The organism is Acidovorax sp. SRB_14, from assembly GCF_012932145.1.
Classification (GTDB): domain Bacteria; phylum Pseudomonadota; class Gammaproteobacteria; order Burkholderiales; family Burkholderiaceae_C; genus Simplicispira.
This window is the reverse complement of record NZ_MWOK01000001.1, coordinates 46,820-64,430: the sequence shown is the minus strand read 5'-3', so window position 1 is coordinate 64,430 and position 17,611 is coordinate 46,820. Positions and strand designations below refer to the sequence as shown.

At 66.3% G+C, this 17,611-nt stretch carries 14 protein-coding genes; 10 read left to right on the top strand and 4 right to left on the bottom strand.

Annotation, left to right across the window (positions count from 1 at the left end; genetic code table 11):
• Window positions 1-8: 8 nt before the first annotated feature.
• The gene (gene uvrB / locus B2J86_RS00280) at window positions 9-2,102 is read right to left on the bottom strand and encodes an excinuclease ABC subunit UvrB (RefSeq protein WP_169633061.1); all 2,094 of its coding nucleotides are present in this window, start codon (window positions 2,100-2,102) and stop codon (window positions 9-11) included.
• Between the two features lie 114 nt (window positions 2,103-2,216).
• Between uvrB and B2J86_RS00275 the strand changes: the two genes are divergently transcribed.
• Window positions 2,217-3,413 carry an amino acid aminotransferase gene (locus B2J86_RS00275; protein ID WP_173024437.1) on the top strand — a complete coding sequence of 399 codons (1,197 nt, stop codon included), beginning with the start codon at window positions 2,217-2,219 and terminating at the stop codon, window positions 3,411-3,413.
• A gap of 126 nt (window positions 3,414-3,539) precedes the next feature.
• Here the strand turns inward: B2J86_RS00275 and ygiD are convergent, their stop codons facing one another.
• Window positions 3,540-4,397, bottom strand: coding sequence for a 4,5-DOPA dioxygenase extradiol (ygiD, locus tag B2J86_RS00270; RefSeq protein WP_173024436.1), 858 nt, complete (start codon window positions 4,395-4,397; stop codon window positions 3,540-3,542).
• Window positions 4,398-4,556: 159 nt separating this feature from the next.
• Here ygiD and B2J86_RS00265 point away from each other — a divergent pair, with 159 nt between their 5' ends.
• A complete protein-coding gene (locus B2J86_RS00265; protein WP_173024435.1) occupies window positions 4,557-5,450 on the top strand; it encodes a CaiB/BaiF CoA-transferase family protein in 894 nt (297 codons plus the stop codon).
• A gap of 320 nt (window positions 5,451-5,770) precedes the next feature.
• Here the strand turns inward: B2J86_RS00265 and B2J86_RS00260 are convergent, their stop codons facing one another.
• The gene (locus tag B2J86_RS00260; RefSeq protein ID WP_173024434.1) at window positions 5,771-6,583 is read right to left on the bottom strand and encodes a DNA-binding transcriptional regulator; all 813 of its coding nucleotides are present in this window, start codon (window positions 6,581-6,583) and stop codon (window positions 5,771-5,773) included.
• 228 nt (window positions 6,584-6,811) lie between these two features.
• On the opposite strand from B2J86_RS00260, the gene B2J86_RS00255 reads away from it, so the two are divergent.
• From B2J86_RS00255 to B2J86_RS00220, 8 genes are all read left to right on the top strand, one after another.
• Window positions 6,812-8,581 (top strand): bifunctional 3-(3-hydroxy-phenyl)propionate/3-hydroxycinnamic acid hydroxylase, encoded by a 1,770-nt coding sequence (locus B2J86_RS00255; protein ID WP_173024433.1) that lies wholly within the window; start codon window positions 6,812-6,814, stop codon window positions 8,579-8,581.
• On the top strand, window positions 8,582-9,532 hold the full coding sequence (locus B2J86_RS00250) for a 3-carboxyethylcatechol 2,3-dioxygenase (RefSeq protein WP_169168549.1): 951 nt from the start codon (window positions 8,582-8,584) through the stop codon (window positions 9,530-9,532). It begins immediately after the preceding gene.
• Window positions 9,533-9,574: 42 nt separating this feature from the next.
• On the top strand, window positions 9,575-10,357 hold the full coding sequence (gene mhpD, locus B2J86_RS00245) for a 2-keto-4-pentenoate hydratase (protein WP_173024432.1): 783 nt from the start codon (window positions 9,575-9,577) through the stop codon (window positions 10,355-10,357).
• Window positions 10,358-10,439: 82 nt separating this feature from the next.
• Window positions 10,440-11,414: a tripartite tricarboxylate transporter substrate binding protein gene (locus tag B2J86_RS00240; protein ID WP_173024431.1), complete on the top strand. Its 975-nt coding sequence runs from the start codon at window positions 10,440-10,442 to the stop codon at window positions 11,412-11,414.
• 16 nt (window positions 11,415-11,430) lie between these two features.
• Entirely contained in the window at window positions 11,431-12,381 is a 951-nt protein-coding gene (locus tag B2J86_RS00235) for an acetaldehyde dehydrogenase (acetylating) (RefSeq protein ID WP_173024430.1), read from the top strand.
• An 11-nt stretch (window positions 12,382-12,392) separates the two neighbouring features.
• Complete coding sequence (dmpG, locus tag B2J86_RS00230; protein WP_169633057.1) at window positions 12,393-13,460, top strand: 4-hydroxy-2-oxovalerate aldolase; 1,068 nt, start codon at window positions 12,393-12,395, stop codon at window positions 13,458-13,460.
• Between the two features lie 128 nt (window positions 13,461-13,588).
• Window positions 13,589-14,458 carry an alpha/beta fold hydrolase gene (locus B2J86_RS00225; protein WP_173024429.1) on the top strand — a complete coding sequence of 290 codons (870 nt, stop codon included), beginning with the start codon at window positions 13,589-13,591 and terminating at the stop codon, window positions 14,456-14,458.
• Between the two features lie 218 nt (window positions 14,459-14,676).
• Window positions 14,677-15,180, top strand: coding sequence for a hypothetical protein (locus B2J86_RS00220; protein WP_169168543.1), 504 nt, complete (start codon window positions 14,677-14,679; stop codon window positions 15,178-15,180).
• Between the two features lie 57 nt (window positions 15,181-15,237).
• On the opposite strand, the gene B2J86_RS00215 is transcribed toward B2J86_RS00220, so the two are convergent.
• Complete coding sequence (locus B2J86_RS00215; RefSeq protein WP_169168542.1) at window positions 15,238-17,604, bottom strand: YgiQ family radical SAM protein; 2,367 nt, start codon at window positions 17,602-17,604, stop codon at window positions 15,238-15,240.
• Window positions 17,605-17,611 lie beyond the last annotated feature (7 nt).

The window sequence follows — 17,611 nt, the reverse complement described above, 5'->3', positions numbered from 1 at the left end:
AACCCCTTTCACTTCTGGGGCAAAGCAATCACGTTGTCGCCACCGTGGGCGCCAAAGGCCTGGTCCTTGAGCCGGCTCAACTGGTCACGCACGCGGGCCGCCTGCTCGAACTCAAGGTTGCGCGCATGGTCCAGCATCTGCTTTTCGAGGCGCTTGATCTCGCGCGCGATGTCCTTTTCGGACATGTCCTCGACCCTGGCGCGCTGCAGTGTCTCCTGCTCCAGGCGCTCGGCATCCTTGCCTGCCTTCTCGCTGTAGACCCCGTCAATCAGGTCTCGCACCCGCTTGACAATGCTGCGCGGCGTGATTCCCTGGGCTTCGTTGTGTGCGATCTGCTTGGCGCGCCGGCGTTCCGTCTCGCCCATGGCTTTTTTCATCGAGTCGGTGATGCGGTCGGCGTAAAGGATGGCCTTGCCGCTCACGTTGCGCGCCGCACGGCCGATGGTCTGGATCAGGCTGCGTTCGGCGCGCAGGAAGCCTTCCTTGTCGGCGTCGAGGATCGCCACCAGCGACACCTCGGGAATGTCCAGGCCTTCGCGCAGCAGGTTGATGCCGACCAGCACATCGAATGCGCCCAGCCGCAGGTCACGGATGATCTCCACGCGCTCGACCGTGTCCACGTCCGAGTGCAGGTAGCGCACCTTGACGCCGTTGTCACTCAGGTAGTCGGTCAGCTGCTCGGCCATGCGCTTGGTCAGCGTGGTGATCAGCACGCGTTCGCCCAGGTCGGCGCGGATGCGGATTTCCTGCAGCACATCGTCCACCTGGGTCGCGGCCGGCCGCACCTCCACGAGGGGATCGACCAAGCCGGTCGGCCGCACCAATTGCTCCACCACCTGGCTCGAATGGACCTTCTCATAGTCGGCCGGCGTGGCCGAGACGAACACGACCTGGCGCATGCGCCGCTCGAACTCCTCGAACTTGAGCGGCCGGTTGTCCAGCGCGCTGGGCAGCCGGAAGCCATATTCGACCAGCGTCGTCTTGCGTGCGCGGTCGCCGTTGTACATGGCGTTGAGCTGCCCGATCATCTGGTGGCTCTCGTCGAGGAACATCAGCGCATCCTTGGGCATGTAGTCGGTCAGTGTGCTGGGCGGATCGCCCGGCGCGCTGCCCGACAGGTGGCGCGAGTAGTTCTCGATGCCCTTGCAGTGCCCCACTTCGCTGAGCATTTCCAGATCAAAGCGCGTGCGCTGCTCCAGCCGCTGGGCCTCGACGAGCTTGCCGTCGCCCACCAGCTGCTGCAGCCGCTCGGCCAGTTCGGTCTTGATGGCCTCGACCGCCATCAGCACCTGGTCGCGCGGCGTCACATAGTGGCTGCTGGGATAGACGGTAAAGCGCGGAATGCTCTGGCGCACGCGCCCCGTGAGCGGGTCGAACAGCTGCAGGCTCTCGACCTCGTCGTCGAACAGCTCGATGCGCACCGCCAGCTCCGAATGCTCGGCCGGAAACACATCGATGGTGTCGCCGCGCACGCGAAAATTGCCACGCGCGAAGTCGGTGTCGTTGCGCTGGTACTGCATGCGCACCAGCTGCCCGATCACCTCGCGCTGCCCCAGCTTGTCGCCCACGCGCAGCGTCATCACCATGCGGTGGTAGCTCTCGGGGTTGCCGATGCCGTAGATGGCCGAGACCGTGGCCACGATGACCACGTCGCGCCGCTCGAGGATGCTCTTGGTGCACGAGAGGCGCATCTGCTCGATGTGCTCGTTGATGGCGCTGTCCTTCTCGATGAACAGGTCGCGCTGCGGCACGTAGGCCTCGGGCTGGTAGTAGTCGTAGTAGCTCACGAAGTACTCGACGGCATTCTTCGGAAAGAACTCGCGAAACTCGGAGTACAGCTGCGCCGCCAGCGTCTTGTTGGGCGCGAAGACGATGGCCGGACGGCCCATGCGCGCGATCACGTTGGCCATGGTGAAGGTCTTGCCCGAGCCGGTCACGCCCAGCAGCGTCTGGAACACCTCGCCGTCGCGGACACCCTCGACCAGCTTGTCAATCGCCTCGGGCTGGTCGCCCGCCGGCGGATAGGGCTGGTACAGCTCGAACGGCGAATCCGGAAAGCTGACGAACTGCCCGGTGGCGGGCGCGGCAGAGACTTCGTGCATGGCGTGTGGTGTGGCTGCGCAGCCTGCGCGGCGCCGCTAAAATTCATGGGTTAACCCGAAAGCCTACCGTAGCTTGGGGCTAGCAGACCAATTTCCACCTCCCAAGGACTTTTCATGTCTCTGTTCTCCGCCGTCGAAATGGCCCCCCGCGACCCCATCCTGGGTCTCAACGAACAATTCAACGCCGACACCAACCCCCACAAGGTCAACCTCGGCGTGGGCGTGTATTTCGACGACAACGGCAAGCTGCCGCTGCTGCAGTGCGTCCAGGCCGCCGAAAAGGCCATGATGGACAAGCCCGCCGCACGGGGCTACCTGCCGATCGACGGCATCGTGGCCTACGACACCGCGGTCAAGGGCCTGGTGTTCGGCGAAGCCAGCGAACCCGTCACCGCGGGCCGCGTGGCCACGGTGCAGGCCATCGGCGGCACGGGCGGCCTGAAGATCGGCGCCGACTTCCTGAAGAAGGTCAGCCCCGATGCCAAGGTGCTGATCTCCGACCCCAGCTGGGAAAACCACCGCGCCCTGTTCACCAACGCCGGCTTCACGGTCGAGACCTACGCCTACTACGACGCCGAAAAGCGTGGCGTGGACTTCGACGGCATGCTGACGAGCCTGAATGCTGCCGCCCCCGGCACCATCGTGGTGCTGCACGCCTGCTGCCACAACCCCACGGGCTACGATATCACCGCCGAGCAGTGGGACCAGGTCATCGCCGCGGTCAAGGCCCGCGGCCTGACGGCGTTTCTCGACATGGCCTACCAGGGCTTTGGCCACGGCATCGCCGAGGACGGCGCCGTGATCGGCAAGTTCGTCGCCGCCGGCCTCAACTTCTTCGTCTCGACCTCGTTCTCCAAGAGCTTCAGCCTGTACGGCGAGCGCGTGGGCGGCCTGTCGGTGCTGTGCGCGGACAAGGAAGAAGCCGGCCGCGTGCTGAGCCAGCTCAAGATCGTGATCCGCACCAACTACTCCAACCCGCCCATCCACGGCGGCGCCGTGGTCGCTGCCGTGCTGGGCAACCCCGAGCTGCGCGCCCTGTGGGAAAGGGAGCTGGGCGAAATGCGCGTGCGCATCAAGGCCATGCGCCAGAAGCTGGTCGACGGACTCAAGGCCGCGGGCGTGAAGCAGGACATGTCGTTCATGACGCAGCAGATCGGCATGTTCAGCTACTCGGGCCTCTCCAAGGACCAGATGGTGCGCCTGCGCAGCGAGTTCGGCGTCTACGGCACCGACACCGGCCGCATCTGCGTGGCCGCGCTCAACAGCAAGAACATCGACTATGTCTGCCAGTCGATTGCCAAGGTGATCTGAGCGCTGAACGCAGCGTGACCCTGGACGAATGAAAAAACCGCCCGAGGGCGGTTTTTTCATGCTCATTCAGGGCCCTAGCCCAATGCCATAAAGCGCCGTCAGCTATTCATTCAATAGCATCCACCCTCAACCCCACACCACCGAACGCATCGAAATCGAGGCCGCCTGGTAATTGGCATTGAAGAACCGCGGCATCTCGCCCGCATCGGCCGCGCCCGCGGCGTAGAGCAGCGGCAGGTAATGCTCATGCGTTGGGTGGGCCTGCAGCGCCACCGCGCCCAGCTTCTGAAAATCCTGCAGCGCGCCCAGATCACCCTTCTTGATCTGCTCCTGCACCACCGTGTCGAACTCCACCGCCCAGTCGTAGGCCTCGTGCGCGGCCGTGCCGCGGCGCGTGGCGCGCAGGTTGTGCACGATGTTGCCGCTGCCCACGATCAGCACACCGCGCTCGCGCAGCGCCTTGAGCTGCAGGCCCAGCGCGTAGTGCTCGGCCGGCGCCCGGCTGTAATCCATGCTCAGCTGCAGCACCGGGATCTCGGCCGCGGGGAACATGGGTTTGAGCACCGACCAGGTGCCGTGGTCCAGCCCCCATTCGCCCTCGTCCACGCCGAGCGCCTTGCCGGTGGACGGCGCCTTCAGCTGCGCGGCCAGGGTACGCGCCACGGCGGGCGCGCCCGGTGCGGGGTACTGCTGGTCGAACAGCGCCTGCGGAAAACCGCCAAAGTCGTGGATGGTCTTGGGCCGGGCCATGCCCGTGAGCTGCCAGCCGCGCGTGAGCCAGTGCGCCGAGATGCACAGAATCATCTGCGGCTGGGGGGCGCGCGCCGCGATTTCGGCGCCGAGCGCCTGCCAGCTGCGGCGGTAGGCGTTGTCCTCGATAGCGTTCATGGGGCTGCCATGGCCGACGAACAGCACCGGCAGGCGAGGCGAGGGTTTCAAGGACTGCAGCGCAGGCAATACGGCGGCGTCAGACAAGGGGGTCATGAAAGCTCCTGGAAATGTGCTCAGGCCCGCCAAGGCGGCCAGGGAGGTTCTGCGGTGCATGGTGGGGCTGATAATCTTTCGGTTTGGAGCCTCTGAGGGAGCGGGCCCGCCGCCCGAAGTTCCAGGCGCAGCCGATTTCCTTCACGCCCATCTTGCCCCATGAGCCAGCCGACCACACCCCAGCCCCTCCAAGGTTCGCGCATCCTGAGCCTGGCGCTCAACCTGCCCGGCCCGGCAGCCCTGCTGCGCTGCGCCCGCATGGGCGGCGAATGCACCAAGCTCGAGCCGCCCGCGCCTGCCGGCCAAGCCAGCGCCGATCCGATGGGCGTCTACAGCCCTGCGGCCTATGCCGCGCTGCACCCCGGCGTGCGTGTGCTGCAGGCCCAGCTCAAGACGCCCGAAGGCCAGGCCGTGCTGCAGGCCGAGCTGGCGCGCACCGACGTGCTGATCACCTCGTTTCGCCCCTCGGCGCTGGCCAAGCTCGGCCTGGGCTGGGAGACGCTGCAGGCCCGCTACCCGCGGCTGTCGCTGGTGCGCATCGTCGGCGCCGCCGGCGCCCGCGCCGAAGAGCCGGGCCACGACCTGACCTACCTGGCCGAGGCCGGCCTGCTCACCGGTACCGAGATGCCGCCCACGCTCTACGCGGACATGGGCGGCGCGCTGGTGGCCAGCGAGGCCGTGCTGCAGGCGCTGCTCGAGCGCGCGCGCACAGGCCGCGGCGTGTGCATCGAGGTCGCATTGGCCGACGCGACGGCCTGGCTCGCCCAGCCGCGCGACTGGGGCCTGACCACGCCGGACGGAGACGTGGGCGGCAAGCACGCGGGCTATCGCATCTACCCCTGCGCCGACGGTCGCGTGGCCGTGGCCGCGCTCGAGCCCCACTTTGCCGCACGCCTGTGCGCCGCCGCTGGGCTGACCGCCTCCGGCGATGCGGACACGCTGCGCGCACCCGCCACCCACCGGTCCGTGGCCGACTTCGTGCGCACCCAGACCCGTGCCCAGCTCGATGCCCTGGCCATCGCGCAGGACATCCCGCTGCACACCTTGGCCTGACCGCATTGGCCCGCATGCGAAAGCAAGGCACCCTCGGCCGCTGGGACGCGCCGCGCGCCCCGGTGGTGTTGCACTGTGCCCTCCCAGCAGCGCGGGTCATGGGCCTGGTCCGCTAGAGGAAATCCCGAGAAGCTACTTCAATTTTGATAGCTTCCAGCGCTTACCCAACAAGCGCTGGAAGCCATTTTTATCAAAACTCCGGCCGGGCTAGCCCCAGCAGGCCATCGGCTGGACGCTGGGCTCTGCCGAGGTTCCAGCCCTGCGCCCGCGGCGGCTCTTGGGCATCCCGGCGACGGCGGGCCGGGCCGGTCCTGCAGCCTTCAGTCGAGCCATTCACGGCTTGACTTTCCGATGGCCGAGGCCAGCGCCTTGAGTGCGGGAACAAAACGCATCTGCAGGTCGGCCGGGGAGACCGCCGCCTTGGGAAATATCATATTGAGCACACCGAGCAGACGCTCCCCGCTGCGCAGCGGCACAGCCACTGCGGCAAAGTGCTGCTCGTGGATCCACTCGCCATCGTTGTAGGCATAACCGCGCTTCTGCGTTTCAAGCACCGTCTTGGCGACGGCCGCTTCATCACGCGCCATAGCACCGATCCAGTCGTTGCGCTGCGCCAGCATCGCCAGCAGTGCATTACGTTCGTCGTCCGAGCACGCCGCGAGATAGGCCCGCCCCAGCGCCGTCACAAACACCGGCATCTTCTCGCCGATCATGGCGCGGTGCTGCGACAGCGCGCTGTAACGGTGCGTCGATTCACGCACCACCATGAAGCCTGACTCCATCGTGCCCAGATCGCAGGGCCACAGCAGTTCGCGCACCGAGGCCCGCATCAGCGGCGCCGCGACCTGCGCGACCCAGGCCTCATCCTCGAAACCCTCGCTGAGGCGGCGCACCTCGAACGTGAGGTAGTACTGCCCTTCGCGCTCGCCGCGCCGCACAAAGCCCTCGGCGCGCAGGGTTTCGAGCAGCCGCTTGACCGTGGTGCGGTGCATGCCGCAGGCCTCGGCCAGCTCGGTCGTTGTGGCCATGCCGGCCGGTGCGCTGTTGAGCGCCTTCAGCACGTCCAGCCCCCGCGCCAGGCTGCGCACGTCCTTGTACTGCGATTCGGTCACCAAGGGCTTGATCTGGGGCATGGGTGGGGGCTTCAAAGTCGACAATCTGCGGAAAAAACGGGGCTCAATGGCCCTCGAAATCAGGGTTAACCCGTTCGTTTGTGTGCACCTGGTGCACGCAGTTTACGACTTGATATAGCGCAAACACAATCGCCTCCACTTGCGCTAAAGGCGCCGGCGACCCGGGCTCTCCCCGGGCCTCCAGGCTTCCGACCCCGCGTGTTTCAACCGCCCCCAGGAGCAAGGCCCATGGCCACGAAAACCGAGAAGACCCCCGCAGGATTCGATGCCGACGTCGTCATCGTCGGCGCAGGCCCCGTGGGCCTGACTATTGCCAACACGTTGGGCGTGGCCGGTGTGCCTGCGCTGCTGATCGAAAAGCTCGACAAGATCATTGACTACCCGCGTGCCATCGGCATCGATGACGAGTCCCTGCGCACGTTGCAGACCGCAGGCCTGGTCGACAAGGTGCAGGCGCACATCACGCCCGACCACTGGATGCGTTTTTTCACGGCCAGCGGAAAGTGCTTCGCCTCCATCGAGCCACGCACCGACGAGTTCGGCTGGTCGCGCCGCAATGCCTTCATCCAGCCCCAGGTGGACGAAATCCTGTACCAGGGCCTCGCGCGCTTCAAGGACACCCAGGTCGTTTTTGGGCAGTCGGTAACCGGCGTGGTCCAAGACGCAGAAGGTGTCACGCTCACGCTGGAAGACAGCCAGGGCGGGCAGCGCACCGTGCGCGCACGCTACGTGGTGGCCTGCGATGGCGGCAACAGTTTCATCCGCCGTGCGCTCAACGTGCCGTTTGAAGGCCGCACCAAGCCCAACCAGTGGATCGTGGTCGATGTGCGCAACGACCCGCTGGGCACACCCCATATCGACATGCATTGCGATCCCGAGCGGCCCTATGTGTCGGCGGCGCTGCCGCACGGCATCCGCCGCTTCGAATTCATGGTGATGCCCGGAGAGACCGAGGAAGAACTCTCGAAGCCCGAGAACCTGGCCAAGCTCATGCGCAAGGTGGTGGCCGACCCGGACCAGGTCGATTACATCCGCAAGCGCGTCTACACCCACAACGCCCGCCTGGCCTCCACCTTCCGGGTGGACCGCGTGCTGCTGGCCGGGGACGCCGCGCACATCATGCCGGTGTGGCAGGGCCAGGGCTACAACAGCGGCATGCGCGACGCCAGCAACCTTGCCTGGAAGCTGGCCTGGGTGGTCAAGGGCCTGGCGGGCGACGCCCTGCTCGACACCTATGGCGACGAGCGGCGTGACCATGCCCGCTCGATGATCCACCTGTCCGAAGTGGCCGGTGACATCTTCGCACCCGAAAGCCACACCGCCGCCAAGCTGCGCGACACCGTGATGCTGGCGCTCAATGCGCTGCCCCCCGTGAAGCAGTACTTTGCCGAAATGCGTTTTAAACCGATGCCGCGCTACGAGCGTGGCGTGGTGGTGTTGCCCGAAAAACGCGCGAGCCAGCCCCTGCTGGGCAGCCTGCTCGACCGTGCGGGAGACCACCCGCTGGGCCGCCTGCTGGGCCTCATGGCCGAGAAGAAGGAATCGCCCCTGGGCCGCCTTCTCAATGGTTTCGAGGCACCGCTGGAGACGCCCGTGGGCCGCATGTTCATCCAGCCGCGCGTGACCACCGCAGCCGGCGACACCGTGCGCCTCGATGATGTGATCGGCCTGAATTTCGCCATCCTGGCGTGGGGCACCGATCCCACATTCAACCTGAGCCCCGAGGCCCGCGCCTTCTGGGAGAAGCTGGGCGCCAGGTTCATCACCGCCAAGCCCCAGGTGCAGATGGCCTATACGGGCGACCCCGCCGATGCCCGCGCCGGCGTCATCACGCTGGGCGACACGCAAGGCCGCCTCAAGGAATGGTTTGGCAAGCAATCCAAATCCATCGTGTTCGTGCGTCCGGACCGCTTTGTGGCGGCCCTGTGCTCGCCCCAGGAAGTCTCGGCCGTGACCGCGGCGCTGGCCCGCAAGCTCGCTGCATCTCTGGAGGCCTGAATGCCCAGCGCTGCCAACCGCGCCTTTCTCGGCATGTCGCACTCCCCCCTGCTCGGGCTCAACGCCATCGGCGCAGACGCCCAGGTCGCGCTGGACACCGCACTGGAGCAGGCACGTGCCCAGGTCCATGCTTTCAACCCCGCGTTGATCGTGCTGCTGGGCCCCGACCACTACCACGGCTTTTTCAACGAGCTGATGCCGCCTTTTTGCATAGGCAGCGCGGCCACTTCCGTGGGCGATTACCAAACGCCGTCCGGTGCCCTCAACACCGACGCGACGGTGGCCCTTGCGCTGACCTCGCACCTGATGGACGCGGGCTTTGACATCGCCCTGTCGCGCCGCATGCAGGTGGACCACGGTTTTGCGCAGGCCCTGCAGTTCCTGTGGGACGGCCTCGATACGCCCCCCGTGGTGCCGATCTTCATGAATGCCGTGGCCCAGCCCGGCATTCCGCGCCTGGCGCGCTGCCTGCAGTTGGGCGAGTCCATCGGCGGGTTTCTGGACACCCTGCCGCAGCGCACCCTGGTGATCGGCTCGGGCGGGCTGTCGCACGAGCCTCCCGTGCCGACGCTGGCCCACCCCGATGCGGCCGTGCGCGAACGCATCACCGTCAAGCGTGAGCCCACCGCGGCCGAACGCGACGCCCGGACCCAGCGCGTGATGGCGGCAGGCATGGCACTGGCGCGCGGCGAGTCCGGCATGAAGCCGCTCAACCCCGCATGGGACCGGCACTGGATGGACGCTCTGGAACGCGGCGCCTTTGGAGAGCTGACGGCCATGACGGAAGACTCGATCGAGCAACTGGCCGGGCTGTCGGCCCATGAATCCAAGACCTGGCTGATTGGCCGCGCCGCGCTGCCCGCCCGACCCCTGCCCTGCACGCTGCGCCACTACCAGGCCCTGCCCGAACTGATTGCCGGTTATGGCTTGCTGTTCCAGCACACCGTGTGACCGTTCCGCCCCCGCCTCGCTTCAACCCCACCGAAAGATGCCATGAGCACTCCTGAACAGATCAACGCCTGGGCCGAGCGCCTGCGCGTGGCCGAACAGACCGCGACACCGATGGCGCCGCTGCGCGAAGAAATCGCCGATGCCGCCGACGCGTATGCCGTGCAGTTGGCCAACGTGCGCCACGCGCAGGCAAAGGGCCGCCGCATCGTGGGCCGCAAGATCGGCCTGACCTCGACCGCCGTGCAAAAGCAACTCGGTGTGGACCAGCCCGATTTCGGTACGCTGTTTGCCGACATGGTCTATGGCGATGACGAGGAAATTCCCTGGTCACGCACGCTGCAGCCCAAGGTCGAAGCCGAAATTGCCCTGGTGCTGGAGCGCGACCTCGACCTGCCCGACGCCACGCTGGTGGACGTGATCAACGCGACGGCCTATGTGCTGCCCGCCATCGAGATCGTGGGCAGCCGCATCGCGAACTGGAACATCAAATTCATCGACACCGTGGCCGACAACGCCTCAAGCGGGCTGGTCGTGCTGGGCGCCGTGCCTACACGCCTGAATGCGCTGGACCTCAAGCTGTGCGAGATGACCACCGAGCGCGCTGGCACCGTCGTGTCTCAAGGCAATGGCAGCGCCTGCCTGGGCCACCCGCTCAACGCTGCCGTGTGGCTGGCGCGCAAGCTCGCCACGCTGGGCCAGCCGCTGCGCGCGGGCGACCTGGTGATGACCGGCGCGCTCGGCCCCATGGTGGCAGTGCAGCCCGGCGACGCCTTCGAGGCCCGCATCAGCGGCGTGGGTACGGTGCGCACCCGGTTTGGCCAGTAGCCGCCATCGCGGCTTGGCCTCACACCCCCCAATTCAGTCGTTCATTTTCCTTCCCCCACCCTAGACAGCAAAAGAGACAAACATGACACATCGCCGCACCCTCCTCGCCGCATTGGCTACCACCATCATGGCCAGTGGCGCCTGGGCCCAGGCGCCTGCGTTTCCTTCGCGCGCGGTCACCATCGTCGTGCCGTTCCCGGCCGGTGGCATTACCGACACCATCGCCCGCGCCCTGGCCCAGAAAATGGGCGACACGCTGGGCAAGCCCGTGATCGTGGACAACAAGCCCGGCGCCGGTGGCCAGATCGCCGCGGCCCAGGTCAAGCAGGCCGAGGCCGACGGACATACCGTCTATGTGGCAGCGACCGAAATGTTTGCGATCAACCAGAACCTGTTTCGCAAGTTCTCCTACGACCCGCTCAAGGACTTCGCGCCCGTCACCTCGCTGATCGCATCGCCCCTCGTGCTGGTGGTGCCCAGCAACAGCCCCGCCAACTCGGTGGCCGAGCTGGTGCAACTGGCCAAAACCCGCAAGGACGGCCTGAACTTTGCATCGCAAGGCATGGGCTCCATCGGCCATCTGCTCGGCGAGGTGTTCCGGGGCAAGACCGGCGGCACCTTCCAGCATGTGGCCTACAAAGGATCGGCGCCGGCGCTGCAGGACGTGATGAGCGGCCAGGTCGACATGATGTTCGACCCCATCATCAGCACCGGCCCGCTGATCGCCGGCAAGAAGCTCAAGCCCCTGGCCATTGCCGCAGCCAAGCGCGCCGTCCAGATGCCCGATGTGCCCACGCTGGACGAACTGGGCATCCACGGCGTGGACGCTGGCGTGTGGTTTGGTGCCGTGGTCAAGGCCGGAACGCCGGCGCCCGCCATCGCCAAGCTCAACGAAGCCTTTCTGAAGGCGCTGAATGAACCCGACATCCAAAAGCGCTTTGCCGACCAGGGCATGCAGGCCTTCCCCTCGACCTCCGCACAGTTCGGCAGTTTCATCCAGTCCGAAGTCTCGCGCTGGGCGCCACTGATCAAGGCCAGCGGCGCCACCGTTGACTGAACACGAAAGGCCCCCCATGACCCGCAAACTCCAAGCCGCCATCATCGGCAGCGGCAACATCGGCACCGACCTGATGATCAAGATCCTGCGCCACGGCCAGCACATCGGGATGGGCGCCATGGTCGGCATCGACCCCGCCTCCGACGGTCTGGCGCGCGCGGCGCGCATGGGTGTGGCAACCACGCACGAAGGCGTGGCAGGTTTGACCCGCATGCCCCAGTTCGCCGACATCGATGTGGTGTTCGACGCGACCAGCGCAGGCGCCCATGTCCAGAACGACGCCTTCCTGCGCAGCCTCAAGCCCGGCATCCGCCTGATCGACCTCACGCCTGCGGCCATCGGCCCGTACTGCATCCCGGTGGTCAACGGCGACGACCACCTCGACGCGCTGAACGTCAACATGGTCACCTGCGGCGGCCAGGCCACCATTCCGATGGTGGCCGCGGTCTCGCGCGTGGCCAAGGTGCAGTACGGCGAGATCGTCGCGTCGATCTCCAGCAAGAGCGCCGGCCCCGGCACGCGCGCCAATATCGATGAGTTCACCGAAACGACTTCCAAGGCCATCGAGGTGGTGGGGGGCGCAGCCAAGGGCAAGGCCATCATCGTGCTCAACCCGGCCGAGCCGCCGCTGATCATGCGTGACACCGTCTACACCCTGAGCGACTTTGCCGATGAGGGCGCCATCGCCGACTCCATTGAGCGCATGGCCGCCGACGTGCAGGCCTATGTGCCGGGCTATCGCTTGAAGCAAAAGGTGCAGTTCGACCGCATCGAGGGTCTGAACATTCCCGGCGTCGGCAAGGGCCTTTGTGGTCTCAAAACCTCGGTGTTCCTGGAGGTAGAGGGCGCCGCCCACTACCTGCCCGCTTACGCGGGCAACCTGGACATCATGACCAGCGCCGCGCTGCGCACCGCCGAGCACATGGCCGGGCGCATCCTGGCCTCTGCAACAGCCGTGGCCGCCTGAAGGAGAACCGCATGAGCGCCCCCATTTCCAAGAAGATTTATATCTCCGACGTGACACTGCGCGACGGCAGCCACGCGATCCGCCACCAGTACAGCGTGGCCCAGGCCATGCAGATCGCCAAGGCCCTGGACGACGCCAAGGTCGATTCGATCGAGGTCGCCCACGGCGACGGCTTGCAAGGTGGCAGTTTCAACTACGGCTTTGGCGCCCACACCGATGTGGAGTGGATAGCCGCCGTGGCCAGCGTCGTCCAGCACGCAAAGATCGCCACCTTGCTGCTGCCTGGCATCGGCACCGTGCACGATCTGAAGGCCGCCTACGACGCCGGCGCGCGCATCGTGCGCGTGGCCACGCATTGCACCGAGGCCGACATCAGCCGCCAGCACATCGAGTACGCGCGCCACCTGGGCATGGAGGCCGTGGGCTTTCTGATGATGAGCCACATGCAGACGCCGCAGGGCCTGGCCCAGCAGGCCAAGCTGATGGAGAGCTACGGTGCCACGGTGTGCTACGTGGTCGATTCGGGCGGTGCCTTGAGCATGAACGACGTGCGCGACCGCTTCCGCGCATTCAAGGATGTCCTGAAGCCCGAAACGCAAACGGGCATGCACGCCCACCACAACCTGAGCCTGGGCGTGGCCAACTCCATCGTGGCGGTGGAGGAAGGCTGCGACCGCGTGGACGCAAGCCTGGCGGGCATGGGCGCGGGTGCGGGCAACGCGCCACTCGAAGTGTTCATTGCCGCCGCCGCCCGCCTGGGCTGGAACCACGGCTGCGACCTGTACCAGCTGATGGACGCGGCCGACGACATCGTGCGCCCGTTGCAGGACCGCCCGGTGCGCGTGGACCGCGAGACACTGGCGCTCGGCTATGCGGGTGTGTACAGCAGCTTCCTGCGCCACTCGGAAGTGGCCGCGCAGAAATACGGACTCAAGGCCGTGGACATCCTGGTGGAGCTGGGCAAGCGCCGCATGGTCGGCGGCCAGGAAGACATGATCGTGGACGTGGCGCTCGATCTGCTCAAGGCGCGCGAGCATGACCGCATTCATGCGCAGCCGGTGATGAGCGAAGCGGGCTGAGGCCCTGCGCCACCGAGCCCAGTCTTTCGCGGCACCCATCTCAGTGCCAAATCAGCCTCCAGCGCTTATTCAGTAAGCGATCTAAGCTATATTTTTGATAGTAAAAGCCACCCACACAAGGAACTCCCGTGACTGTCAACACCCCCGCCATCATCGAATCCGGTACCAGCAAGTTCGTCCGCATCAAGGAAGGCGATCTGGACCTGCAACTGCACTACAACGACGTCGGCCAGGAGGCAGAGACGGTGGTCATGCTGCATGGCTCTGGCCCCGGCGCCAGCGGCTGGGCCAACTTCAACCGCAACATCGAACCGCTCGTGAACGCGGGCTACCGCGTGGTCCTGATGGACTGCCCCGGCTGGAGCAAGAGCGACGCCATCGTCAACACCGGCTCGCGCTCGGAGTTGAACGCCCGCGCATTGAAGGGCCTGATGGATGCCATCGGCCTCGACAAAGTCCATATCGTCGGCAATTCGATGGGCGCGCACAGCACCGTGGCGTTTGCGCTGGCCCACCCCACGCGCGTGGGCAAGCTGATCCTGATGGGCGGCGGCACCGGTGGCCCCAGCCAGTTCGTGCCCATGCCCACCGAAGGCATCAAGCTGATCGGTGCGCTTTACCGCGACCCGACGATTGAAAACCTCAAGCGCATGATGAATGTGTTTGTGTACGACACGAGCCACCTGACCGACGCGCTGTTCCAGGCACGCCTCGACAATATGCTGGCCCGCCGCGACCACCTGGAAAACTTCGTCAAGAGCAGCACGGCCAACCCCAAGCAGTTCCCCGATCTGGGCCACCGCCTCGGCGAAATCTCGGCCGACACGCTGGTGATCTGGGGGCGCGACGACCGCTTCGTGCCCATGGATGTGGGCTTGCGCCTGATCTGGGGCATCCCCAACGCACAGCTGCACGTGTTCAACCAGTGTGGCCACTGGGCCCAGTGGGAGCACGCCGACAAGTTCAACCGGCTGGTGCTCGACTTTCTCACGCACTGATGGGTGCGCCGCACTGACGACCCGGCACGCCGGCCGCGGCACGCGCAGCAACAGCACACCACGTCCATCGGTGGTGGGCGCTTCAGCCCTCCGCCAGCTGACGGGGCCGAGGCTGCGACCGTACCTCCCCGGTGCGCGCCGAGGTGAAGAGGCCTTTTCCTACATGCTGCCGGGTCGTTGCGCAGTCCAATGCAGAAACTGCACTCTGGGAGATTGGTATGCAACCGCTTGTCGTCACCTCGGCCATGACCACCCTGAACGGCGTCTTCTACCCGAAAGGACACGTGTTTGCGCTGTTCAAGGACGAAGACAGCGCAAAGCAGGCGGCAGATTCGCTGTACTCCTCACACCACCAGGGCAACATCGTGCACGCCGACCCCGACTGCATCCGGCGCGAGATCACGCACACTATCGAAGGGATAGAAACGACCTTGCCGTCCCCCGGCGCCGACAACGACCTGGTGCGCCGCATTGACGACCTGGCTCGCCGCGGCTTCCACGGCCTGCTGGTCGAGGTGCACGGCAAGGACAACATCGAGAACCTGCAGGCCGCCGTGGAGGCCCACGGCGCGGCGGCGGCGTTTTACTACCGCACCTTCATCATCGAAGAGCTGGTGGCCCAGCCCAAGGACATGGACGACCAGACGGTGGTGTCCGGCACCCACGCGGCCGGTCCGCACCCCGACGCAGGCACGCCGCCACGCACTTCAGGCCGCTCCTGACACCGCGGCAACGCCCGTTCCGCAAACGGTGTCCGCTATGTTCTCAAGCGGGAAATATCACCGTGGCCGGCGCGCCGCGGGCTTGGCGCTGCCGGTTTCGCGCGGCGGCAGGCCGGTGTGCTGCGTGAGCAGCCGACCCTTCTGCGGCTTGCCGGGCGCAGCAGCCTTGCCAGTGGTCGAATTGGTGCGGCGCGCGCTCTGGTAGCTGCCGTCCGTGGCCGGCTGGAATGTCGGGATCAGGTGGTGCTTGCCGTTGCCGATCAGGTCGGCGCGGCCCATGGCCTTGAGCGCCTCGCGCAGCAGCGGCCAGTTGTTCGGGTCGTGGTAGCGCAGGAAGGCCTTGTGCAGGCGCCGGCGCTTTTCGCCGCGCACGACAGACACCTCTTCGCTGTCGCGCGTGATCTTGCGCAGCGGGTTCTTGCCCGTGTGGTACATCGCCGTGGCCGTGGCCATGGGGCTGGGGTAGAAGGCCTGCACCTGGTCGGCGCGGAAGCCGTTCTTCTTGAGCCAGATGGCGAGATTCATCATGTCCTCGTCGCTCGTGCCCGGGTGGGCGGCGATGAAGTACGGAATCAGGAACTGCTTCTTGCCGGCCTCTTCGCTGAACTTCTCGAACAGCTGCTTGAACTTGTCGTAGCTGCCAATGCCCGGTTTCATCATCTTGTCCAGCGGACCGGACTCGGTGTGCTCGGGCGCGATCTTCAGGTAGCCGCCGACATGGTGCTGCACGAGTTCCTTGACGTATTCGGGCGACTTCACGGCCAGGTCGTAGCGCAGGCCCGAGCCGATCAGGATCTTCTTGACGCCGCGCAGCGCACGGCCCCTGCGGTAGATCTGGATCAGCGGGTCGTGGTTGGTCGTGAGGTTCTGGCAGATGCCGGGGAACACGCAGCTGGGCTTGCGGCAGGCGGCCTCGATCTCGGGGCTCTTGCAGCCCAGGCGGTACATGTTGGCCGTGGGACCGCCCAGGTCGGAGATGGTGCCCGTGAAGCCCTGCACCTTGTCGCGGATGTCCTCGATCTCCTGGATGATGGAATCTTCCGAGCGGCTCTGGATGATGCGGCCCTCGTGCTCGGTGATCGAGCAGAAGGTGCAGCCGCCAAAGCAGCCGCGCATGATGTTGACCGAGAAGCGGATCATCTCCCACGCCGGGATCTTGGTCGCGCCGTCGTGGCGCCCCTTCTCGTCGGCATAGCTGGGATGCGGGTTGCGCGCATACGGCAGGTCGAACACATGGTCCATCTCGGCCGTGGTGAGCGGAATCGGCGGCGGGTTGATCCACACATCGCGCGCCGTCGCGCCCTCGCCGTGCGCCTGCACCAGGGCGCGGGCATTGCCGGGGTTGGTTTCCAGGTGCAGCACACGGTTGGCGTGGGCATAGAGCACGGGGTCGCTCTTGACCTGCTCGTAGCTGGGCAGGCGGATCACGCTGCGCTCGCGCGGCGGCACCTTGAGCTTGGTGCGCAGCGCCGGGTTGGGCACGAAGCTGATGGCCTGCACCGACGGCTGGGCCGCTACGCTGGCCAGCGCCTTGGGGCCATTTTGGCCTGTAACGCAAGCTGCGCCTTCGTCATTAGCTCCTGAATCGGGAGCATCTTCCTTGCTGCAGCTGCTGCCCTGGGCCGCGGCCTGTTCGCTGGTCGTCTGGTAGGGGTTGATGTGTGACTCGACACGGCCGGGCTCGTCGACGCTGCGCGAGTCGATCTCGAACCAGCCGCCTGGCGCGCTGCGGCGCACAAAGGCGGTGCCGCGCACATCGGTGATGTGTTCCACGGGCTCGCGCGCGGCGATGCGGTGCGCGACCTCGACCAGGGCGCGCTCGGCGTTGCCGTACAGCAGCAGGTCGCACTTGGCGTCGACCACGATCGAGCGGCGCACCTTGTCGCTCCAGTAGTCGTAGTGCGCGATGCGGCGCAGGCTGCCCTCAATGCCGCCGAGCACGATCGGCACGTCCTTGTAGGCCTCGCGGCAGCGCTGGCTGTAGACGATGGCCGCGCGGTCGGGGCGCTTGCCGCCCACGTCGCCGGGCGTGTAGGCGTCGTCGCTGCGGATTTTGCGGTCCGCCGTGTAGCGGTTGATCATCGAATCCATGTTCCCGGCCGTCACGCCCCAGAACAGGTTGGGCTTGCCCAGCGCCTTGAACGGCTCGGCGCTCTGCCAGTCGGGCTGGGCAATGATGCCGACGCGAAAGCCCTGGGCCTCGAGCGTGCGGCCGATCACCGCCATGCCAAAGCTCGGGTGGTCGATATAGGCGTCGCCCGTGACCAGCACGATGTCGCAGCTGTCCCAGCCCAGTTGCTCCATCTCGGCGCGGCTCATGGGCAGGAACGGGGCCGTGCCAAAGCGTTTGGCCCAGTACGGGCGGTAGCTGGTCAGCGGTTTAGCGGCGCGCGCAAAAAAGGAAACGTCGACGGGGGCGTTCATGGGGCAT

Bases quoted from the DNA above. Each gene is read 5' to 3' on its own strand.
- uvrB (WP_169633061.1), bottom strand. From the start codon at position 2,102: ATGCACGAAGTCTCTGCCGCGCCCGCCACCGGGCAGTTCGTCAGCTTT.
- B2J86_RS00275 (WP_173024437.1), top strand. From the start codon at position 2,217: ATGTCTCTGTTCTCCGCCGTCGAAATGGCCCCCCGCGACCCCATCCTG.
- ygiD (WP_173024436.1), bottom strand. From the start codon at position 4,397: ATGACCCCCTTGTCTGACGCCGCCGTATTGCCTGCGCTGCAGTCCTTG.
- B2J86_RS00265 (WP_173024435.1), top strand. From the start codon at position 4,557: ATGAGCCAGCCGACCACACCCCAGCCCCTCCAAGGTTCGCGCATCCTG.
- B2J86_RS00260 (WP_173024434.1), bottom strand. From the start codon at position 6,583: ATGCCCCAGATCAAGCCCTTGGTGACCGAATCGCAGTACAAGGACGTG.
- B2J86_RS00255 (WP_173024433.1), top strand. From the start codon at position 6,812: ATGGCCACGAAAACCGAGAAGACCCCCGCAGGATTCGATGCCGACGTC.
- B2J86_RS00250 (WP_169168549.1), top strand. From the start codon at position 8,582: ATGCCCAGCGCTGCCAACCGCGCCTTTCTCGGCATGTCGCACTCCCCC.
- mhpD (WP_173024432.1), top strand. From the start codon at position 9,575: ATGAGCACTCCTGAACAGATCAACGCCTGGGCCGAGCGCCTGCGCGTG.
- B2J86_RS00240 (WP_173024431.1), top strand. From the start codon at position 10,440: ATGACACATCGCCGCACCCTCCTCGCCGCATTGGCTACCACCATCATG.
- B2J86_RS00235 (WP_173024430.1), top strand. From the start codon at position 11,431: ATGACCCGCAAACTCCAAGCCGCCATCATCGGCAGCGGCAACATCGGC.
- dmpG (WP_169633057.1), top strand. From the start codon at position 12,393: ATGAGCGCCCCCATTTCCAAGAAGATTTATATCTCCGACGTGACACTG.
- B2J86_RS00220 (WP_169168543.1), top strand. From the start codon at position 14,677: ATGCAACCGCTTGTCGTCACCTCGGCCATGACCACCCTGAACGGCGTC.
- B2J86_RS00215 (WP_169168542.1), bottom strand. From the start codon at position 17,604: ATGAACGCCCCCGTCGACGTTTCCTTTTTTGCGCGCGCCGCTAAACCG.